The sequence below is a fragment of the Pseudomonas sp. St386 genome, assembly GCF_018325865.1.
Lineage (GTDB): Bacteria > Pseudomonadota > Gammaproteobacteria > Pseudomonadales > Pseudomonadaceae > Aquipseudomonas > Aquipseudomonas brassicacearum.
The window spans coordinates 3,863,446-3,879,421 of the sequence record NZ_AP021900.1 but is presented as its reverse complement, the minus strand read 5'-3'; the positions used below and the strand labels follow the sequence as shown (position 1 = coordinate 3,879,421).

Annotated in this window: 15 protein-coding genes; 9 read left to right on the top strand and 6 right to left on the bottom strand. The window is 60.6% G+C overall.

Annotated elements, in window-relative coordinates; translation table 11 throughout:
• The first annotated feature begins 17 nt into the window (after positions 1-17).
• Complete coding sequence (locus KI235_RS16980) at positions 18-941, top strand: carbon-nitrogen hydrolase family protein (protein ID WP_003202409.1); 924 nt, start codon at positions 18-20, stop codon at positions 939-941.
• 1 nt (position 942) lies between these two features.
• Here KI235_RS16980 and KI235_RS16975 read toward each other — a convergent pair whose 3' ends face one another.
• The gene (locus KI235_RS16975; RefSeq protein WP_212795183.1) at positions 943-1,413 is read right to left on the bottom strand and encodes an LEA type 2 family protein; all 471 of its coding nucleotides are present in this window, start codon (positions 1,411-1,413) and stop codon (positions 943-945) included.
• Positions 1,414-1,702: 289 nt separating this feature from the next.
• Between KI235_RS16975 and KI235_RS16970 the strand changes: the two genes are divergently transcribed.
• The 4 genes from KI235_RS16970 to KI235_RS16955 all read left to right on the top strand — a co-directional run bounded on the left by KI235_RS16970 (position 1,703) and on the right by KI235_RS16955 (position 4,758).
• Positions 1,703-2,419, top strand: a complete 717-nt coding sequence (locus KI235_RS16970) for a YafY family protein (RefSeq protein ID WP_013693492.1) — start codon at positions 1,703-1,705, stop codon at positions 2,417-2,419.
• A gap of 51 nt (positions 2,420-2,470) precedes the next feature.
• The gene (locus KI235_RS16965) at positions 2,471-2,812 is read left to right on the top strand and encodes a nuclear transport factor 2 family protein (RefSeq protein ID WP_003202401.1); all 342 of its coding nucleotides are present in this window, start codon (positions 2,471-2,473) and stop codon (positions 2,810-2,812) included.
• Positions 2,813-3,084: 272 nt separating this feature from the next.
• Positions 3,085-4,206: a cell division protein ZapE gene (zapE, locus tag KI235_RS16960; protein WP_003202399.1), complete on the top strand. Its 1,122-nt coding sequence runs from the start codon at positions 3,085-3,087 to the stop codon at positions 4,204-4,206.
• Positions 4,207-4,263: 57 nt separating this feature from the next.
• Positions 4,264-4,758: a GNAT family N-acetyltransferase gene (locus tag KI235_RS16955; RefSeq protein WP_003202396.1), complete on the top strand. Its 495-nt coding sequence runs from the start codon at positions 4,264-4,266 to the stop codon at positions 4,756-4,758.
• A 24-nt stretch (positions 4,759-4,782) separates the two neighbouring features.
• Here KI235_RS16955 and KI235_RS16950 read toward each other — a convergent pair whose 3' ends face one another.
• Both KI235_RS16950 and KI235_RS16945 read right to left on the bottom strand, forming a co-directional pair.
• A complete protein-coding gene (locus KI235_RS16950; protein WP_212795182.1) occupies positions 4,783-6,522 on the bottom strand; it encodes a phosphoethanolamine transferase CptA in 1,740 nt (579 codons plus the stop codon).
• 382 nt (positions 6,523-6,904) lie between these two features.
• On the bottom strand, positions 6,905-7,078 hold the full coding sequence (locus tag KI235_RS16945; protein ID WP_013693491.1) for a DUF6026 family protein: 174 nt from the start codon (positions 7,076-7,078) through the stop codon (positions 6,905-6,907).
• 250 nt (positions 7,079-7,328) lie between these two features.
• Between KI235_RS16945 and gnd the strand changes: the two genes are divergently transcribed.
• From gnd to KI235_RS16930, 3 genes are read left to right on the top strand one after another with little or no spacing between them, the layout of a single operon-like run.
• Complete coding sequence (gene gnd / locus KI235_RS16940) at positions 7,329-8,333, top strand: phosphogluconate dehydrogenase (NAD(+)-dependent, decarboxylating) (RefSeq protein WP_223524515.1); 1,005 nt, start codon at positions 7,329-7,331, stop codon at positions 8,331-8,333.
• Positions 8,330-9,850 (top strand): glucose-6-phosphate dehydrogenase, encoded by a 1,521-nt coding sequence (zwf, locus tag KI235_RS16935; RefSeq protein ID WP_003202388.1) that lies wholly within the window; start codon positions 8,330-8,332, stop codon positions 9,848-9,850. The genes gnd and zwf overlap by 4 nt, the downstream gene beginning before the upstream one ends.
• Positions 9,847-10,668: an HAD family hydrolase gene (locus KI235_RS16930; protein WP_003202386.1), complete on the top strand. Its 822-nt coding sequence runs from the start codon at positions 9,847-9,849 to the stop codon at positions 10,666-10,668. Before zwf ends, KI235_RS16930 begins: the two co-directional genes overlap by 4 nt.
• A gap of 160 nt (positions 10,669-10,828) precedes the next feature.
• Here KI235_RS16930 and nhaB read toward each other — a convergent pair whose 3' ends face one another.
• From nhaB to KI235_RS16915, 3 genes are all read right to left on the bottom strand, one after another.
• On the bottom strand, positions 10,829-12,331 hold the full coding sequence (gene nhaB / locus KI235_RS16925; protein ID WP_027911603.1) for a sodium/proton antiporter NhaB: 1,503 nt from the start codon (positions 12,329-12,331) through the stop codon (positions 10,829-10,831).
• A 95-nt stretch (positions 12,332-12,426) separates the two neighbouring features.
• Positions 12,427-13,716: a delta-60 repeat domain-containing protein gene (locus tag KI235_RS16920; protein WP_212795181.1), complete on the bottom strand. Its 1,290-nt coding sequence runs from the start codon at positions 13,714-13,716 to the stop codon at positions 12,427-12,429.
• A 183-nt stretch (positions 13,717-13,899) separates the two neighbouring features.
• Positions 13,900-14,166: a hypothetical protein gene (locus KI235_RS16915; protein WP_013693488.1), complete on the bottom strand. Its 267-nt coding sequence runs from the start codon at positions 14,164-14,166 to the stop codon at positions 13,900-13,902.
• Positions 14,167-14,507: 341 nt separating this feature from the next.
• Here KI235_RS16915 and KI235_RS16910 point away from each other — a divergent pair, with 341 nt between their 5' ends.
• The gene (locus KI235_RS16910; protein WP_003202380.1) at positions 14,508-15,833 is read left to right on the top strand and encodes a sigma-54 dependent transcriptional regulator; all 1,326 of its coding nucleotides are present in this window, start codon (positions 14,508-14,510) and stop codon (positions 15,831-15,833) included.
• Positions 15,834-15,976 lie beyond the last annotated feature (143 nt).

Here is a 15,976-nt window from a genome sequence, read left to right as displayed (position 1 = left end):
CAAGGAGTTGAAAAAACATGCCCAAATCCATTGTGGCTGCCCTGCAGATCGGCTCGTTGCCTGGCGGCAAGGGCGAGACCCTGGCACAGATCCTTTCCTACGAAGAGGCCATTCGCGAGGCCGGCGCGCGCCTGGTGGTGATGCCTGAAGCGCTGCTGGGTGGCTATCCCAAGGGCGAGGGGTTCGGGACTCAACTGGGTTACCGGCTGCCGGAGGGGCGCGAGGCGTTTGCCCGCTATTTTGCCAATGCCATTGACGTGCCCGGCGTTGAAACCGAAGCGCTGGCCGGGCTGTCGGCGCGTACAGGGGCGAGCCTGGTGCTGGGCGTCATCGAGCGTGTCGGCAGCACCCTGTACTGCACCGCGCTGTATTTCGAACCCGATGCAGGCCTGGTAGCCCGGCACCGCAAGTTGATGCCCACCGGCACCGAGCGGCTGATCTGGGGCAAGGGCGATGGGTCGACCTTGCCCGTGATCGACAGCCAGGTCGGTCGGGTCGGCGCGGCGGTGTGCTGGGAAAACATGATGCCGCTGCTGCGCACCGCGATGTACGCCAAAGGCGTGGAAGTCTGGTGTGCGCCGACGGTGGATGAGCGGGAGATGTGGCAGGTGACCATGCGCCATATCGCCCACGAAGGTCGCTGCTTTGTGGTCAGTGCCTGCCAGGTCCAGGCTTCGCCGCAGGCCCTGGGTATCGAGGTTGCGCACTGGCCGGCCGAGCGGCCGTTGATTGCTGGTGGCAGCGTGATTGTCGGGCCCATGGGCGACGTGCTGGCCGGGCCGCTGAAAGACACGGCGGGGTTACTCACCGCCGAAATCGACACCGATGAACTGGTGCGGGCGCGCTACGACTATGACGTGGTGGGGCATTACGCCAGGCCGGATGTGTTCGAGTTGGTGGTGGATGAGCGCGCCAAGCCCGGCGTGCGCTTCACGGCATGATTCACCAGCTGGCGGCGGAACCCGGCAGGTCGAGGGTTCCGCGGTCGACGAAGCGCAGGGTGCCGAATACGCCGCCGGCGAGCTTGCCCTTGAGCACATAGGGCAGGTTGTCCAGACCTTGGGTCTGGCTCAGGCCCAAGGTCTGGCTCAACACCGAAAACGCCGAAATGCTCACCGGGACACTGAGGATCGCCTCGGAAAAGCGCGGGATCGAACCGCTCTGGTCACTGACCCCCGTTGCCAGCGTACGGTCGTTGACCTCCAGGTCCAGCGCCACGCCGTTGTAGTCGATGGCGGTTTCGTTGGGGTTCTGCACGCGCAGTTTCACGGCGAAACGCACCTCCAGGCCCTGGTTGGGCAAGGGTTCGATGCCGACTACGTTGATGTTCAGCGGGTCACGGTGCGGGAAGAGGGCGCAGGCGCTCAGGCTGAGCAGTATCAGGAAAACGGAAAGGCCGAGGATTCTGCGCATGGATAGACTCTCAAGAAAGGAAAAAACTCGGAAACGATTGAGTACGATAACCCACAGCGGCCCCATGACAACGGCAAACCACCCTGTGGGAGCAAGGCTTGCCCGCGACGAAGGCGATGCGGTCTTTCAGGAACCGAGGTGTCTGTTTCGCGAGCAAACTTTGCTCCCACAGCCTTGCGGGGGCAGATTCCACCTTGCTCTGGGTCCAAACAAGGATCATGGCTCCTGACAGTTTCTGACACCAGCCTCTGCTAATCTGCGTCAACTTTTTCTTTCCGGACAGTCCATCGTGTCGCGTACCTCTCGGTTGCTCACTTTGCTGCAAGTCTTGCGGGGCAAGCGTTGCCCGGTCACCGCTGCGACATTGGCGGGCGAACTGAACGTTTCCGAGCGCACCTTGTACCGCGACATCGCCGAACTCACCTCCCTCGGCGCGCCGATCCAGGGCGAGGCGGGTATCGGTTATGTCTTGCGCAGCGGCCTGTTCCTGCCGCCACTGATGTTCACCGCCGATGAAATCGAGGCCATTGTGCTGGGCTTGCGCTACGTCGATCAGCGCGCCGACGAGGTGCTGGGCAAGGCCGCCGCCGACGCCCTGGCGAAGGTCGCCGCAGTGCTGGCCCCCGATGTGCGAGACGCCTTGCGCAACCCCACGGTATTGCCCGGTCCACCGGGTTATGGCTATCCGCAGAACACGGTGGAACTGAATGTGTACCGCCAGGCCATTCGCGCCCAGGCCAAGCTGCATATCGATTACGCCGATGTGAACAAGACCCCGAGCCAACGCTTGATCTGGCCGCTGGCCCTGGGCTTTTTCAATGAAGCGCGGGTGGTGGTGGCCTGGTGTGAATTGCGCGGCGCCTATCGGACTTTTCGCACTGACCGGATTGCCTCTGCCACCGAGCAGGGCGAGCGCTATCCGGGCCGACGCAGCGACTTGCTGCGCGACTGGTTTGCGCTGATGAAGCTGGACGAAACCGGGCGTTTCACTCCTGACAAAAACTGACACAACGCTGTTCTAGCATAGTGCCAGATCGATAAAACAAGGAGCCGTACCATGTCCAATCCCGTCTCTTCCCTGGCCCCGGCCATCGCCGGCTACATCGCGGCCGCCAATGCCCGTGACAGTTCGGCGGTGACGCGTTTCTTCGCCGAGGATGCCAACGTGTTCGATGAAGGCCAGCACCGTGTTGGCACCCAGGCCATCGCCCAATGGATGGAAGACACCGCCCAGCGCTTCCAGCCGCGGGTGGAAGTCCTCAATGTGCAGCAACGCACTGGCAAGGTGCTGGTGCAGAACCTGATCTCCGGGACATTCCCCGGCAGCCCGTTGGAGTTACGCTACACCTTCCGGCTCGATGAGCAGGGCAAGATCAGTCGGTTGGATATCTCGATCTAGGTTCTGCACTCAGGTCTGTGGGAGCAAGGCCTGTGGGAGCAAGGCTTGCCCGCGATGAACGATAACGCGGTTTGGCTGTTGGACCGCGGCGCGACTATCGCGGGCAAGCCATGCTCCCACAGGCCATTGCTTCCAGAGGCCATGCTCCCACAGGCCATGCTTTCACAAGATGTTGCTCCCACAGATAAACCCCACGCCACAGATCCACGCAGGGTTCCTGCAGTCGTCCGCCATGGCATACTCCCCACCTTCGTTTTCCGGACCCGGGCCGTATGACTTTCGACTCCCCCTTGAGTGCCTGGCAGCATGCCATCGAACACCACGGCTTCGTCCAGGACGAGGCCCAGGAACTGGCCATCATGACACTGGAGCAATGCCACAAGGCGTTGCACGAAGGTCGCAAGTCGATCAAGGGCGTTTATCTCTGGGGCCCGGTGGGACGTGGCAAGACCTGGCTGATGGACCGCTTTTATGAAAGCCTCAAGGTGCCGGCCCGTCGACAACACTTCCACCATTTCATGGCGTGGGTGCATCAGCGTTCATTTCAGCTCACTGGCACGCCGGATCCCTTGCAGGCCCTGGCCCGGGAGTTGAGCGCTGAAGTACGGGTGCTGTGTTTCGACGAACTGTTCGTCAACGACATCGGCGATGCAATCATCCTCGGGCGCCTGTTCCAGGTGATGTTCGAGCTGGGCATGGTGATGGTCAGTACCTCCAACCTGCCGCCGGAAGAACTCTATGCCAACGGCCACAACCGCGAGCGTTTCCTGCCGACCATCACCGCGATCAATCGATACATGCAGGTCGTGCCGGTGAACGGTTGGCAAGACCATCGCCAGCACCCAGGTCAGTTACAGCAACGTTATTGGCTGCGCGATCCCGGGCAACCTGATCCGCTGGGGGAGGTCTTCAACCAGTTGACCACCGGGCAAGCGTCGAGCACTGCGCCGATCGAGGTCGGTCATCGCCTGCTTGAACCGGTTCGGGCCAGCGATACCGTGCTCTGGAGCCGTTACTCCGACCTGTGCGAGCAACCGTTCTCGGCGCTGGATTTCATGGCGCTGTGCGACCGCTTCAGCGTCATCCTGCTCAGTGACGTGCCGTGCCTGAGCGCCGAACAACGCGAAGGGCGCATTGCCCGTGGCACCGAAGACGGTGTCGAACGGGTCGAGGCCGGTGATCGCGAATTGCCGCAGTTGTCGATCCATGACGATGGTGTACGGCGCTTCATCGCCCTGGTTGACGAGTGTTATGACCGCAAGGTGCCGTTGTGCCTTTCGGCCCTGGTGCCGATGGATGAGTTGTATACCGAGGGCTATCTGCAATTCCCGTTTCGCCGTACCCTCAGCCGCCTCCAGGAAATGCAAATGCAACGTTTTGGTCAGCGAACCTGACCTGTATCCCGCCGACGGCTTCGAGCTGGCGGCACTAACGAAGTGAGATGGAAGGTCATGGAAGAAGCCAAGGACATCCTTGTACTGCAAGCCAGCTACACCAACCCGGTTCACGCCGAAGCGATCTGTCATGTGCTCAACGGCTATGCACAGGACCCGATGGGCGGGGGGCATCCATTGCCGGCAGAGGTGCTGCTGCATCTGCCCGAGGAACTGGCCAAGCGCCCTCATGCCTTCAGCGTGCTGGCTTTCGTCAACGGCGAACCGGCGGGGCTGGTCAATTGTTTCGAAGGTTTTTCAACCTTTGCCTGCCGGCCACTGGTGAACGTCCACGACGTGGCGGTGATGAAGGATTTTCGTGGGCTCGGGCTGAGCCAGAAGATGCTGCAGAAGGTCGAGGACATCGCCCGCCAGCGTGGTTGCTGCAAGATTACCCTGGAAGTGCTCGAGGGCAATGCCGTGGCCCAGGCCAGCTATGCCAAGTTCGGCTTTGCCGCCGGCATGTTCGACCCGGCCCACGGACCTATGGAGTTCTGGATCAAGCCCCTGTAAAAGCGGGCTTCTAAGGGGGTTCGGTTATTTCTGCACGACTGCAGCCGCCGGTGCCTTGGGCTGCATCAGGCTGAAGTCGATCAGGGCCTTGCGTGGGGTTTGATAGGGGTCGCCAATCAACAGCGGGCGCGCCTTGAAGTCCGCGCTGACCAGGCTCTTGCTGTGGTCCAGTTCATCAAAACTCAAGCCAGCCATGTCCGCCCAGGTGTGAATCAGGTGCGAGCTACTGTAGGGGCGCGACAGGTCGCCGGCAAAGTTCCAGTCATGGCTTTCGCGCCACTTGGGCGAGGCCCAGGCCATGAAGGGGATGGTGTACATCGGCGCGGTCGGCTTGCCTTCATTACGGCCCAGGGTGCCGTGGCCCGAGGAGTCGAACACGTCTTCACCATGGTCCGACAGGTACAGCAGGAAGCCGTTGGGGTCGGTCTTGGCGTAGTCCTTGATCAGGCTGGACACGACGAAGTCGTTGTACAGCACCGCATTATCGTAGCTGTTGTAGGTCGGGACCTGATCATCACGCAGGCCTGCCGGTACGCCTTGGCGGTCGGTGAACTTGTTGAAGGTCGGCGGATACCGGTACTGGTAGCTCATGTGGGTGCCGAGCAGATGCACCACGATCAGCTTGCGCGGGGCGCTGTCGGCCAAGGCCTTGTTGAATGGCTCGATCACATCGCCATCGTACTGCGCGGCATTCTGGTTGCGGTTGTTGTTCAGGTACACCTGCTCGTCGGCCTGTTGGGAAAAGGTCGTGAGCATGGTGTTGCGCTTGGTCATGGTCTGCTGGTTGGTAATCCAGAAGGTCTTGTAGCCGGCCTGTTTCATCATGCTCACCAGCGACGGGGTGCTCAGGTACAGGTCCGGGTTCTGTTCGTCGGCGAACGTCAGCACTTGCTGCAGCGCTTCGATGGTGTAGGGGCGCGGGGTGATGACGTTGTCGAACACCGACAGCTGGCCTTTGAGCTTGTCCAGCTCTGGCGTGGTTTCCCGCGGGTAACCGTAGAGGCTCATGCGTTGGCGGTTGGTGGATTCACCGATCACCAGCACCAGAGTGGCCGGTTGGTCGGCCATGGCGTCCTTGAGGTTGCGCAGTGGCGCGATCTTGCTGGCGCTGTGGAGCATGCCTTGCATGTTCTCCAACTGCTCACCATAGCGACGATACGCCACTACCATCTGCCACGGCACCGCAGGCTCGATGCGATCTTCGAATTTCTCCAGGCCACCGGCAAAGCTGCCGGTACGCTGGGTCTGCTTGATCAGCGGATAACCGACCACGGCCAAGACAATGGCGACTGCTGCGACCATGGCCTGGCCCCGGGGCAGGTGCACCGGGCGCAGGCGGGTCCAGAGCCAATAGCCGACGGCGGTGTGGGCTAGGAACGCCGCCACCATCCACCAGGCAAAATACTGTGTCATGTACTCGCCGGCTTCAGACACGTTCGATTCGAACATGATGAAGATGACGCTCTGGGAAAATTCTTGCTGATAAATGAAGAAGTAGCCGAGGCTGGCCATGGAGCAGGCCCACAGCACCACGCCGATCAAGGCCGCGAGCACGCGCGTGCGGGCGGGGAAGAGCAGCATGGGCGCCAACCACACCGCGCTCATCACGAACGCTTGGCGAAAGCCGGTGAAGCCGGAGGTGTCGCTCAACAGAATGAGCAGTTGGGTGATGCCAGAGAAGTACCAGAAGAACAGAAACAGCCAGCCAAGCCCGGCCCAGTCGAAACCTTTCGCAGTCGTTTTGCTGCGTTTGAACAAACTCATCAAGCGCTCCAGCCTTTGTCGACGACGCTGTCTGCACCGGATTGGTGACCGCAGGCATACGCCGAGCAACCTTAAAGGCGGGGAGTATCACGAGTCGGTTGTGAAAAGTTTGTGAGTTTTTCGAATACAAATCGATAACGGGGTGCGAGCACCTGGGGGGAGGGATTTATTTGTGGCAGGGGATGTGTCTGTGGAAGCAAGGCTTGCCCGCGATGAAAACGATGTGGTCCTTCAGGAACCGAGGCGCCTGTTTCGCGAGCAAGCTTTGCTCCCACAGCCCTGTGGGGACAGATCTCCTCGCCACAAGTGTGCATGGCGGACTCGCATGGAAATGACACCGGTTTGGCCAGTGTCACTTCCTGGCGCTGTGCCTCTGGGGCGGTTACCGAGCCAGGGACTGGCTCTGGTGGGACAACTGTGCGTGTTGCAACTGCATGCGCAGTTGCGTCACTTCATCAAGCAGTAGATCGCGTTCTTCCTTGAGTAGGCGCAATTCATCGCGACGAATGGTCACATAAAGGGTTTGGGGAGGACGTGCGGTAACGACAGGGCCCATTGCTCACCTCGCAAATGGCGTACATCAACTATAGAGATGTCGCCAGTATTTGGTCGACACCTCTACTATCGGCGCCGATTCTGATTTCTTTTGCTTGTGATTGGAACTTTTTTATTTTTCATGGTCGCTGTGTCTTCGGCCGGATCTTGAGCGTTATCCCTTGTGATCGCTCGAATTACCCGGAAACTATGCAGCAATGCTCTGGACTAACCTCCATTAGTCGATAGTGTTAAATCTTTGACACACCTTTATTTGTAGTAGGGAGCATCAGCACATGCAACTCGGGATCATTGGACTGGGCCGCATGGGCGGCAATATTGCGCGGCGCCTGATGCTCAATGGGCACACCACCGTCGTCTACGACCGCAACGCCGCTTTTGTCGAAAACCTGCGTCAGGAAGGCGCCACGGGCGTCGCGGACCTGCCGGCACTGGTCGCCGGGCTGGAGAAGCCTCGGGCGGTCTGGGTCATGCTGCCGGCCGGCGCACCCACCGAAGACACCATTAACGTCCTCAGCGAACTGCTGGAGCCGGGCGATGTGATCATTGATGGCGGTAACACGTACTACAAGGACGACATCCGTCGCGCCCAGGCCCTGTCGGAAAAAGGCCTGAGCTACATCGATGTCGGCACCTCCGGCGGCGTTTGGGGCCTGGAACGCGGTTACTGCATGATGATTGGTGGTGATGCCGAAGTGGTGAAGCGCCTGGACCCGCTGTTCGACAGCCTGGCGCCGGGCATGGGCGACATCCCGCGCACCCGTGACCGCAAATCCGACGATGACCGCGCCGAACGTGGCTACATCCACGCTGGCCCGGCCGGTTCGGGGCATTTTGTGAAGATGATCCACAACGGCATCGAATACGGAATGATGCAGGCCTTTGCCGAGGGTTTTGACATCCTCAAGACCAAATCCAGCGAAAGCCTGCCACCGGAGCAGCGCTTCGACCTGAACGTGGCCGATATCGCTGAAGTCTGGCGTCGCGGCAGCGTGGTGTCGTCCTGGCTGCTGGACTTGACCGCCGACGCGTTGGCCAGCGATCCGAAACTGGATGGTTTTTCCGGTGAGGTCGCCGACAGCGGTGAAGGGCGCTGGACCATCGAGGCTGCCATCGAGCAAGCGGTGCCGGTTCCGGTCCTGTCCAGTTCGTTGTTTGCCCGTTTCCGCTCGCGCCAGCAAAGCACGTACGGTGACAAAATGCTCTCGGCCATGCGCTTCGGCTTCGGCGGCCACGTGGAGACGCCGAAAAAATGACCTCGATCGGCAGCAAATCCAAGGCAGAACCCGCGCCGCCGACCACGTTGTTTCTGTTCGGCGCCCATGGCGATCTGGTCAAGCGTCTGCTGATGCCGGCGCTTTACCACCTCAGTCGCGACGGTCTGCTGGGCGATGGGCTGCGCATCATCGGGGTTGACCACAACGCCATCAGCGATGTGGATTTTGCCAAGAAACTCGAGGACTTCATCCGTAACGAAGCGGCGAGCAAGGGCGGCGATGCCGACCGGGCGCTCGATCCGGTGCTGTGGGCCAAGCTGGCCCGGGGCATCAGCTACGTCCAGGGTGATTTCCTCGATGAGAGCACCTACCAGGCGCTGGCGGCGAAAATCGCCGCCAGCGGCACCGGCAACGCGGTTTTCTACCTGGCGACCGCGCCGCGCTTTTTCAGTGAAGTGGTCAGCCGCCTTGGTGCGGCCGGGCTGCTTCAGGAGCAGGAGGGGGCCTTCCGGCGAGTGGTGATCGAAAAGCCGTTCGGCTCCGACCTGCACACCGCCGAAGCGCTGAACGCCTGCCTGCTCAAGGTCATGAGCGAGAAACAGATCTATCGCATCGACCATTACCTGGGCAAGGAAACGGTGCAGAACATTCTGGTCAGCCGTTTCTCCAACAGCCTGTTCGAGGCGTTCTGGAACAACCACTACATCGACCACGTACAAATCACCGCCGCCGAAACGGTCGGCGTGGAAACCCGTGGCAGTTTTTATGAACATACCGGCGCCCTGCGGGACATGGTGCCCAATCATCTTTTCCAACTGCTGGCGATGGTGGCCATGGAGCCGCCAGCGGCGTTTGGTGCCGACGCAGTGCGTGGGGAAAAGGCCAAGGTCGTCGGGGCGATCCGGCCCTGGTCGGTGGAGCAGGCCCGGGCCAACTCGGTCCGCGGCCAGTACGCGGCCGGTGAAGTCGGTGGCAAGGCGGTGAAAGGTTATCGCCAGGAGGCCAACGTGGCGCCCGACAGCAGCACCGAGACCTACGTCGCCCTCAAGGTCATGATCGACAACTGGCGGTGGGTCGGCGTGCCGTTTTACCTGCGCACCGGCAAGCGCATGAGCGTGCGGGACACGGAGATCGTCATCTGCTTCAAGCCCGCGCCCTACGCGCAGTTTCGCGACACCGAAGTCGACGAACTGCAACCTACGCACTTGAGAATCCAGATTCAGCCCAATGAAGGCATGTGGTTCGACCTGCTGGCCAAGCGGCCGGGGCCGGCACTCGACATGGCCAATATCGAATTGGGATTTGCCTACAAGGATTTCTTCGAAATGCAACCATCCACGGGTTACGAAACCCTGATCTACGATTGCCTGACCGGCGACCAGACGCTGTTCCAGCGCGCTGACAACATCGAAAACGGCTGGCGCGCCGTGCAGCCGTTCCTCGATGCCTGGCAGCAGGACGCGGCATTCCAGCCCTACAAGGCCGGCGAAGATGGCCCGGCGGCCGCCGATGACTTGCTGACCCGCGACAGTCGCGTCTGGCACGACCTCGGATGAGTGATCTGGTGAAGCATCCCATCCGTTTTTTGCTCAGCGACATGGACGGCACACTGCTGTTGCCCGACCACAGCCTGAACCAGCGCACCATTGAGGCGGTTCGCTCATTGCGTGAGGCCGGTGTGCTGTTCAGCCTCGCCACCGGACGGCCACCGCGGGCCATGTTGCAGCAGATCGAGGCCCTGGGTGTCGACCTGCCCACGGCGGCGTTCAATGGCGGCACGCTGGTTCATCCCGATGGCAGCTTTCTTGCCGTCCACTACCTGCCACCCGAAGCAGCGCTGGCCACACTGGCCCTGTACGCCGATCAGCCCGGCATCGAAGTCTGGGTATTTGCCGATGGCGACTGGCTGGTGCGCGACGCCAACGGTCCGATGGTGCCGGTGGAGACGCGTGGCCTGGGCTACCCACCAGTAGAGGTCGAAAGCTTCGAGCCGTACCTGGAGCGGATCGACAAGATCGTCGCCACCAGCGCCAACACGGACCTGCTGGTGGAGTTGGAGGCGCGGTTGCATCCGCTGCTCAAGGACCAGGCCCAGGTGTCGCGCTCGCAACCGATCTACCTGGATGTGACGGCCATGAAGGCGAACAAAGGAGAAGCGCTGTCGACCCTGGCAGCCTTCCTCGATGTGCCGCTGGAGCAGACGGCGGCCATGGGTGACGGTGGCAACGACCCGGCGATGTTCCATCGCGCGGGATTGTCGATTGCCATGGGGCAGGCGGAAGAGGCGATCCGGCGCCAAGCGGACGTCGTGACCGCTGCGGTTATTGACGACGGTGCGGCGCTGGCGATCGAACGCTACATCTTGCCGCGATAGGATGTCCTGGCCTTTGGTGGCAGGGGAATTCATTCCCACTGTGGGAGCAAAGCTTGCTCGCGAAACAGGCGCCTCGGTTCCTGATAGACCGTATCGCCTTCATCGCGGGCAAGCCTTGCTCCCACAGAGGGATCCCCTTGCCATCGATGTTCCAAGTTTTTTACAACCAGTAAGTCACCGCATACCAGCCCAAGCCACCCATCACCACGGTGTAGGGCACGGCCATCCAGACCATCCGGCCATAGGACAGGCGAATCAGCGGGGCGATCGCCGAGGTCAGCAGGAACAGGAATGCAGCCTGGCCGTTGGGTGTGGCGACGCTCGGCAGGTTGGTGCCGGTGTTGATGGCCACCGCCAGGGTCTCGAACTGTTCGCGGCTCATGTGGCCGGAGACGAAGGCCTGCTTGACCTCGGTAATGTAGATGGTTGCCACGAACACGTTGTCGCTGATGGCCGACAGCAGGCCATTTGCAATGAACAGCATGCCGGGCTGCTGGTCGGCGGGCAGGCCCAGCACCCACTGGATCAGCGGCGTGAACAACTGCTGGTCGTGAATGACCGCCACCACCGCAAAGAACACCACCAGCAGCGCGGTGAACGGCATGGCGTCCTTGAACGCATTGCCGAGCCTGTGCTCGTCGGTGATGCCGGTGAAGGCGGTAATCAACACGATGACCATCAGGCCGATCAGACCGACCTCGGCAATGTGCAGGGCCAGGCCCACGATCAGGATCAGCGCGGCAATACCCTGGACGATCAGGGCGGCGCGTTGGCGTGCGGTGCGTTCACGATTGTCCTGCTCGGCGTAGTCGGCCAGCACGGCACGTACGTTGTCCGGTAGCAGCGTGCCGTAACCGAACCAGCGCAGTTTTTCCAGGGCTACGCAGGTCACCAGCCCGGCCACCAGCACCGGCAGCGACACCGGCGCGACTTTCAGGAAGAAGTCGATGAAATGCCAGTCCATCTCATGGCCGATCAGCAGGTTCTGCGGTTCTCCTACCAAGGTGCAGACGCCGCCCAGCGCTGTGCCTACGGCGCCATGCATGAGCAGGCTGCGTAGAAACGCCCGAAACTGATTGAGATCTTCATGATGACTCGACGGCAGATCGTGGTCTTCATCGACATTGCTGTCCTGGCGCGGATCGTTGCCCGACGCCACACGGTGATACACCGCATAAAAGCCGACCGCGGCGCTGATGATCACCGCGGTGACGGTCAATGCGTCAAGGAACGCAGACAGGAACGCCGAGAGAAAGCAGAACATCAAGGCCAGCAGCGCCTTGGAGCGCACGCCCAGGAGCAGGCGTGAGAACAGGAACAGCAGTAGATCCTTCATGAAGTAGATGCCTGCCACCATGAACATCAGCAGCAGGATCACCGGGAAGTTGTGCAGCAGCTCATCGTACAGCGCCTTGGGGGTGGTCATGCCCAGCACCAGGGCTTCGACCAGCAGCAGGCCGCCGGGCATCAGCGGGTAGCATTTAAGGGCCATGGCGAGGGTGAAGATGAACTCCACCACCAGCATCCAGCCGGCAACAACCGGGCCCAGGGTCCACAGCACCACGGCATTGAGGATCAGGAACGTGATGATGCACGCCTTGTACCAGCGCGGGGAATGCCCCAGAAAGTTATGCGCGAAAGCCTGAGCCATTGAACCGGACATCGGCTGCTCCTTTTAATTAGAAGCGCGCAACTTGCCGTAAGAAATGAGGAATATCAAGAGTAAGAATAAATACCGTTCACCCGCGATAATCCGACTCAGGCCCAATACCGCGCAACCACCGCTCGATAATGCCCCTGGAGCGAATAACCGCCCACCAGGATTCTTCCATCAGCCTGCATAGCCAGGGTGGTGGCGGTGTCCAGGCTGTAGCCGAGTCGAGTGCGAACCCAGCCTTTGCCCTGGCCGAAATCCGGGTCGAGGCTGGCGTCTGGCAGATGTCGGGCAAGTACGAAGTCGGCCTCGATACCACCGATGGTAGCGCCAGCGGTCACCAGTTTTCCGTCCGCTTGAAGCTGGGCGGCGGTCCACTGACTGGCATTGCGTCCGATCGCCATGAGTTGGCACTGGCCCTGGTTGCAATGACGGTCCGGCTTGCCGTCGGGGCGTACTTTCAGTGACAGGCTATGCATCGGATCACGGCTGCTGCCGAACACCTGCAGATCACCGCTCGTATCCTGAACGATTTGGCTGACCATCACGCTGTGCCCCTGCGCCAGGATGGACAGGAAGCCATTTTCGCCGAAGCTGTCATCGAGTTTGCCGCTGCTGTCGTAACGGGCAATCAAGCCATGCTGGGGCAAGTCGATGGCGCCGCCGACGACAATATGACCGTCAGCCTGGAGCACCAGACAGCCGAGCCAGGTATTTTTCAACAAGCGTCGGACCATCACGAAGCCGCGACCGTTGAACGAAGGATCCAACGCCCCATCGGGCAAGAGTCGGATCAGTACGCCGACATGATCGGAAAATTGATAGTGGTGGTTGGCGAGCACAAGGATCCGACCATCGGCCTGCACTTGCATGTCGCAAGCCTCAAGCCCCGGCACGCCGGGTGGTAGCCAGGGGTCGCGCAGGCCTTGGGAGAGATTGCCGCAAAGCCTGATGACGTGCCGGCCGGCGTTGCCGAAGCTTTGAACGGCGCAACCTTGCTGGTCGAACAGCGCCAGGGCGGGAAGGGTGTGGTCGTTGCTTTCGTAGTGCAGGCCGGACAGCAGGATATGCCCATCGGGCAACACGATCACCTTGCCCGCCGTCGCTTCGAAACCCTGTTCAAACGCGCCGATCACGTAGCCGCGGGTGCCGAAGTCCGGGTCAATCTCACCGTCGTGGTTGAGTCGCGCCAGCCCGAACCGACTGCCGTGGGCCGTCTCGACCCTGGCTGCCACCAGGATTTTTCCGGCGTGATCGAGGGTCAATCCGGTGGTCAGGCTCGAGGTACTGTCTTCGAAATGAACCCAGGCTTTGCCGTTGGTGGCAAAGCCTGGATCAAGTTGCCCAGCGTGGGCCATGGCCCTGGGGGACACAAACGCGAATTGATCGAGCATGCCTGCCTCTCCTTGCGTGTCGAGCAGCCCGAAAGGGCGACGACTGCATGAGGGCAACATTCAATCCCTGAATGTGACAATGCACAACTGTCATGTTCTACAGATACAGCGGCGATTCGTGCCATAACGATGGCTTTACAACCCAGAGCCAAGCCTGCAATCGATAACAGGCTTTACCTGTGGTTATTCAGGCATCGACCAGGATTGCAATGTGTAGCCTTCCTGGCTCAGTTCGGCACGAGCCTGTTTCAACAGATCGGCCAGTTGGACCGGGTCGGTATAGGCGCTGCTTGGAATTTGGGTGCGGCCAATATGGGTATTGGTGCGGTCGATGACGGTCAGGCTAAGTTCACCGTTGCCGTCTTGTGGAGCCCAGGCCACGCATTGGAAAGGACGGAATGCGCGGTCGGCAATCAAAAGAGCTTCGTTGATACGGAGCGGGGCGTTCATGGCGTTTTCTCTTAAGTGTGCCCAAACAAATGATGTGCCGTCGGTTGGGCGTACCGTGCGGCTGGTTACTTGTACTGATGTCCCGAACCCGTAGGCGGGTCACACATTATTTAAATAAATTTCGATTTTCTTTCAGACCAGGCTTTTGGGCTTTTGTTTGAAAGCACCCTGAAACAAACAGGTCTGTGATAACTAACGAAACGCCTGCTTATAACCACTTTGAAGCGATCCCGATAATCAATTGATACAAGGGTGTGTCAACTTCTTGCTACTGTTACATGCAGGTCTGCCAAACGCCTGTTTCTAATCATATTTCCTTATTTTGACGCCAAGGATCAGTCATGATCGAAGCCAGTACGTCCCGTCGTCTGCTCGTGGTTGATCCCTGCGATGATTGCCATCGCTTGTTGCCAGCTCTGCGCACTATTGGCTGGGAGGTGGACAGTTGCGCCCTCGAACACGCTGGCGATCGGACGTGTGACGTCGGTCTTTTGCGATTGCAGCCTTTTCACCTGGAACGCCCGGAAGCCGTCAAGGAGTTGATCAGCCGTAGCGGCACCGAATGGATCGCTGTGCTCAACCAGGAAGTGTTGCGCCTGCAAAATGTCGGTGATTTTGTCTGCGAGTGGTTTTTCGACTTCCATACCTTGCCGTTCGACGTGTCCAGGGTCCAGGTGACACTGGGCCGGGCGTTTGGCATGGCGCGCCTGCGGGGACAGGGCTCGATCCACATCGATCAGCCCGAACATGAACTGCTGGGCGACAGCAAGCCGATTCGCGAACTGCGCAAATTATTGAGCAAGTTGGCGCCCGCCGAGTCGCCGGTATTGATTCGCGGGGAGAGCGGTACCGGCAAGGAGCTGGTGGCGCGCACCCTGCATTGTCAGTCTTACCGGCGTAATAAGCCGTTCATCGCCATCAACTGCGGCGCGATCCCGGAGCACCTGATCCAGTCCGAGTTGTTCGGGCATGAGAAGGGCGCGTTCACCGGGGCTCACCAACGCAAGATCGGGCGGATCGAGGCGGCCCATGGAGGCACGTTGTTTCTCGATGAAATCGGCGATCTGCCGTTGGAGCTGCAGGCCAATCTGCTGCGTTTCCTGCAGGAAAAACACATTGAGCGGGTTGGTGGCAGCCAGCCGATCGCGGTCGATGTGCGGGTCTTGGCGGCCACCCATGTGAACCTTGAGGCGGCCATCGAGCACAAGCGGTTTCGCGAGGACCTGTATTACCGCTTGAACGTATTGCAAGTAGTGATGGCGCCGCTGCGCGAGCGTCATGGCGACCTGTCGATGCTCGCCAGTCACTTCTCCCATTTCTACAGCCAGGAAACCGGTCGCCGTCCCCGCAGCTTCAGCGAAGATGCCTTGGTGGCGATGGGCATGCATGATTGGCCCGGCAATGTGCGGGAACTGGCCAACCGCGTCCGGCGCGGTTTGGTGTTGGCCGAAGGGCGACAAATCGAAGCCCGGGACCTTGGCTTGGCCAGCCACCAGGGCGTCGCGGTGCCGATGGGTACGCTGGAGGACTACAAGACCCGCGCCGAGCGCCAGGCCCTGAGCGATGTGCTCAACCGTCACAGCGACAACCTGAGCGTGGCCGCCAGGGTGCTGGGCGTGTCCCGGCCGACGTTCTATCGCCTGCTGCACAAGCATCAGATCCGCTGACTAAAACCTGCGCACATCCCCTGTGGGAGCGAGCTTGCTCGCGATAGCGGTCTTTCATTCAGTATCAATGCTGACTGAAAGGGCCTCATCGCGAGCAAGCTCGCTCCCACAGTGGTTTTGCATTTCCCTTGGGATATGTGCCC

Coding starts and splice junctions, on each gene's coding strand:
- KI235_RS16980 (WP_003202409.1), top strand. CDS start 18: ATGCCCAAATCCATTGTGGCTGCCCTGCAGATCGGCTCGTTGCCTGGC.
- KI235_RS16975 (WP_212795183.1), bottom strand. CDS start 1,413: ATGCGCAGAATCCTCGGCCTTTCCGTTTTCCTGATACTGCTCAGCCTG.
- KI235_RS16965 (WP_003202401.1), top strand. CDS start 2,471: ATGTCCAATCCCGTCTCTTCCCTGGCCCCGGCCATCGCCGGCTACATC.
- zapE (WP_003202399.1), top strand. CDS start 3,085: ATGACTTTCGACTCCCCCTTGAGTGCCTGGCAGCATGCCATCGAACAC.
- KI235_RS16955 (WP_003202396.1), top strand. CDS start 4,264: ATGGAAGAAGCCAAGGACATCCTTGTACTGCAAGCCAGCTACACCAAC.
- KI235_RS16950 (WP_212795182.1), bottom strand. CDS start 6,522: ATGAGTTTGTTCAAACGCAGCAAAACGACTGCGAAAGGTTTCGACTGG.
- KI235_RS16945 (WP_013693491.1), bottom strand. CDS start 7,078: ATGGGCCCTGTCGTTACCGCACGTCCTCCCCAAACCCTTTATGTGACC.
- zwf (WP_003202388.1), top strand. CDS start 8,330: ATGACCTCGATCGGCAGCAAATCCAAGGCAGAACCCGCGCCGCCGACC.
- KI235_RS16930 (WP_003202386.1), top strand. CDS start 9,847: ATGAGTGATCTGGTGAAGCATCCCATCCGTTTTTTGCTCAGCGACATG.
- nhaB (WP_027911603.1), bottom strand. CDS start 12,331: ATGTCCGGTTCAATGGCTCAGGCTTTCGCGCATAACTTTCTGGGGCAT.
- KI235_RS16920 (WP_212795181.1), bottom strand. CDS start 13,716: ATGCTCGATCAATTCGCGTTTGTGTCCCCCAGGGCCATGGCCCACGCT.
- KI235_RS16915 (WP_013693488.1), bottom strand. CDS start 14,166: ATGAACGCCCCGCTCCGTATCAACGAAGCTCTTTTGATTGCCGACCGC.
- KI235_RS16910 (WP_003202380.1), top strand. CDS start 14,508: ATGATCGAAGCCAGTACGTCCCGTCGTCTGCTCGTGGTTGATCCCTGC.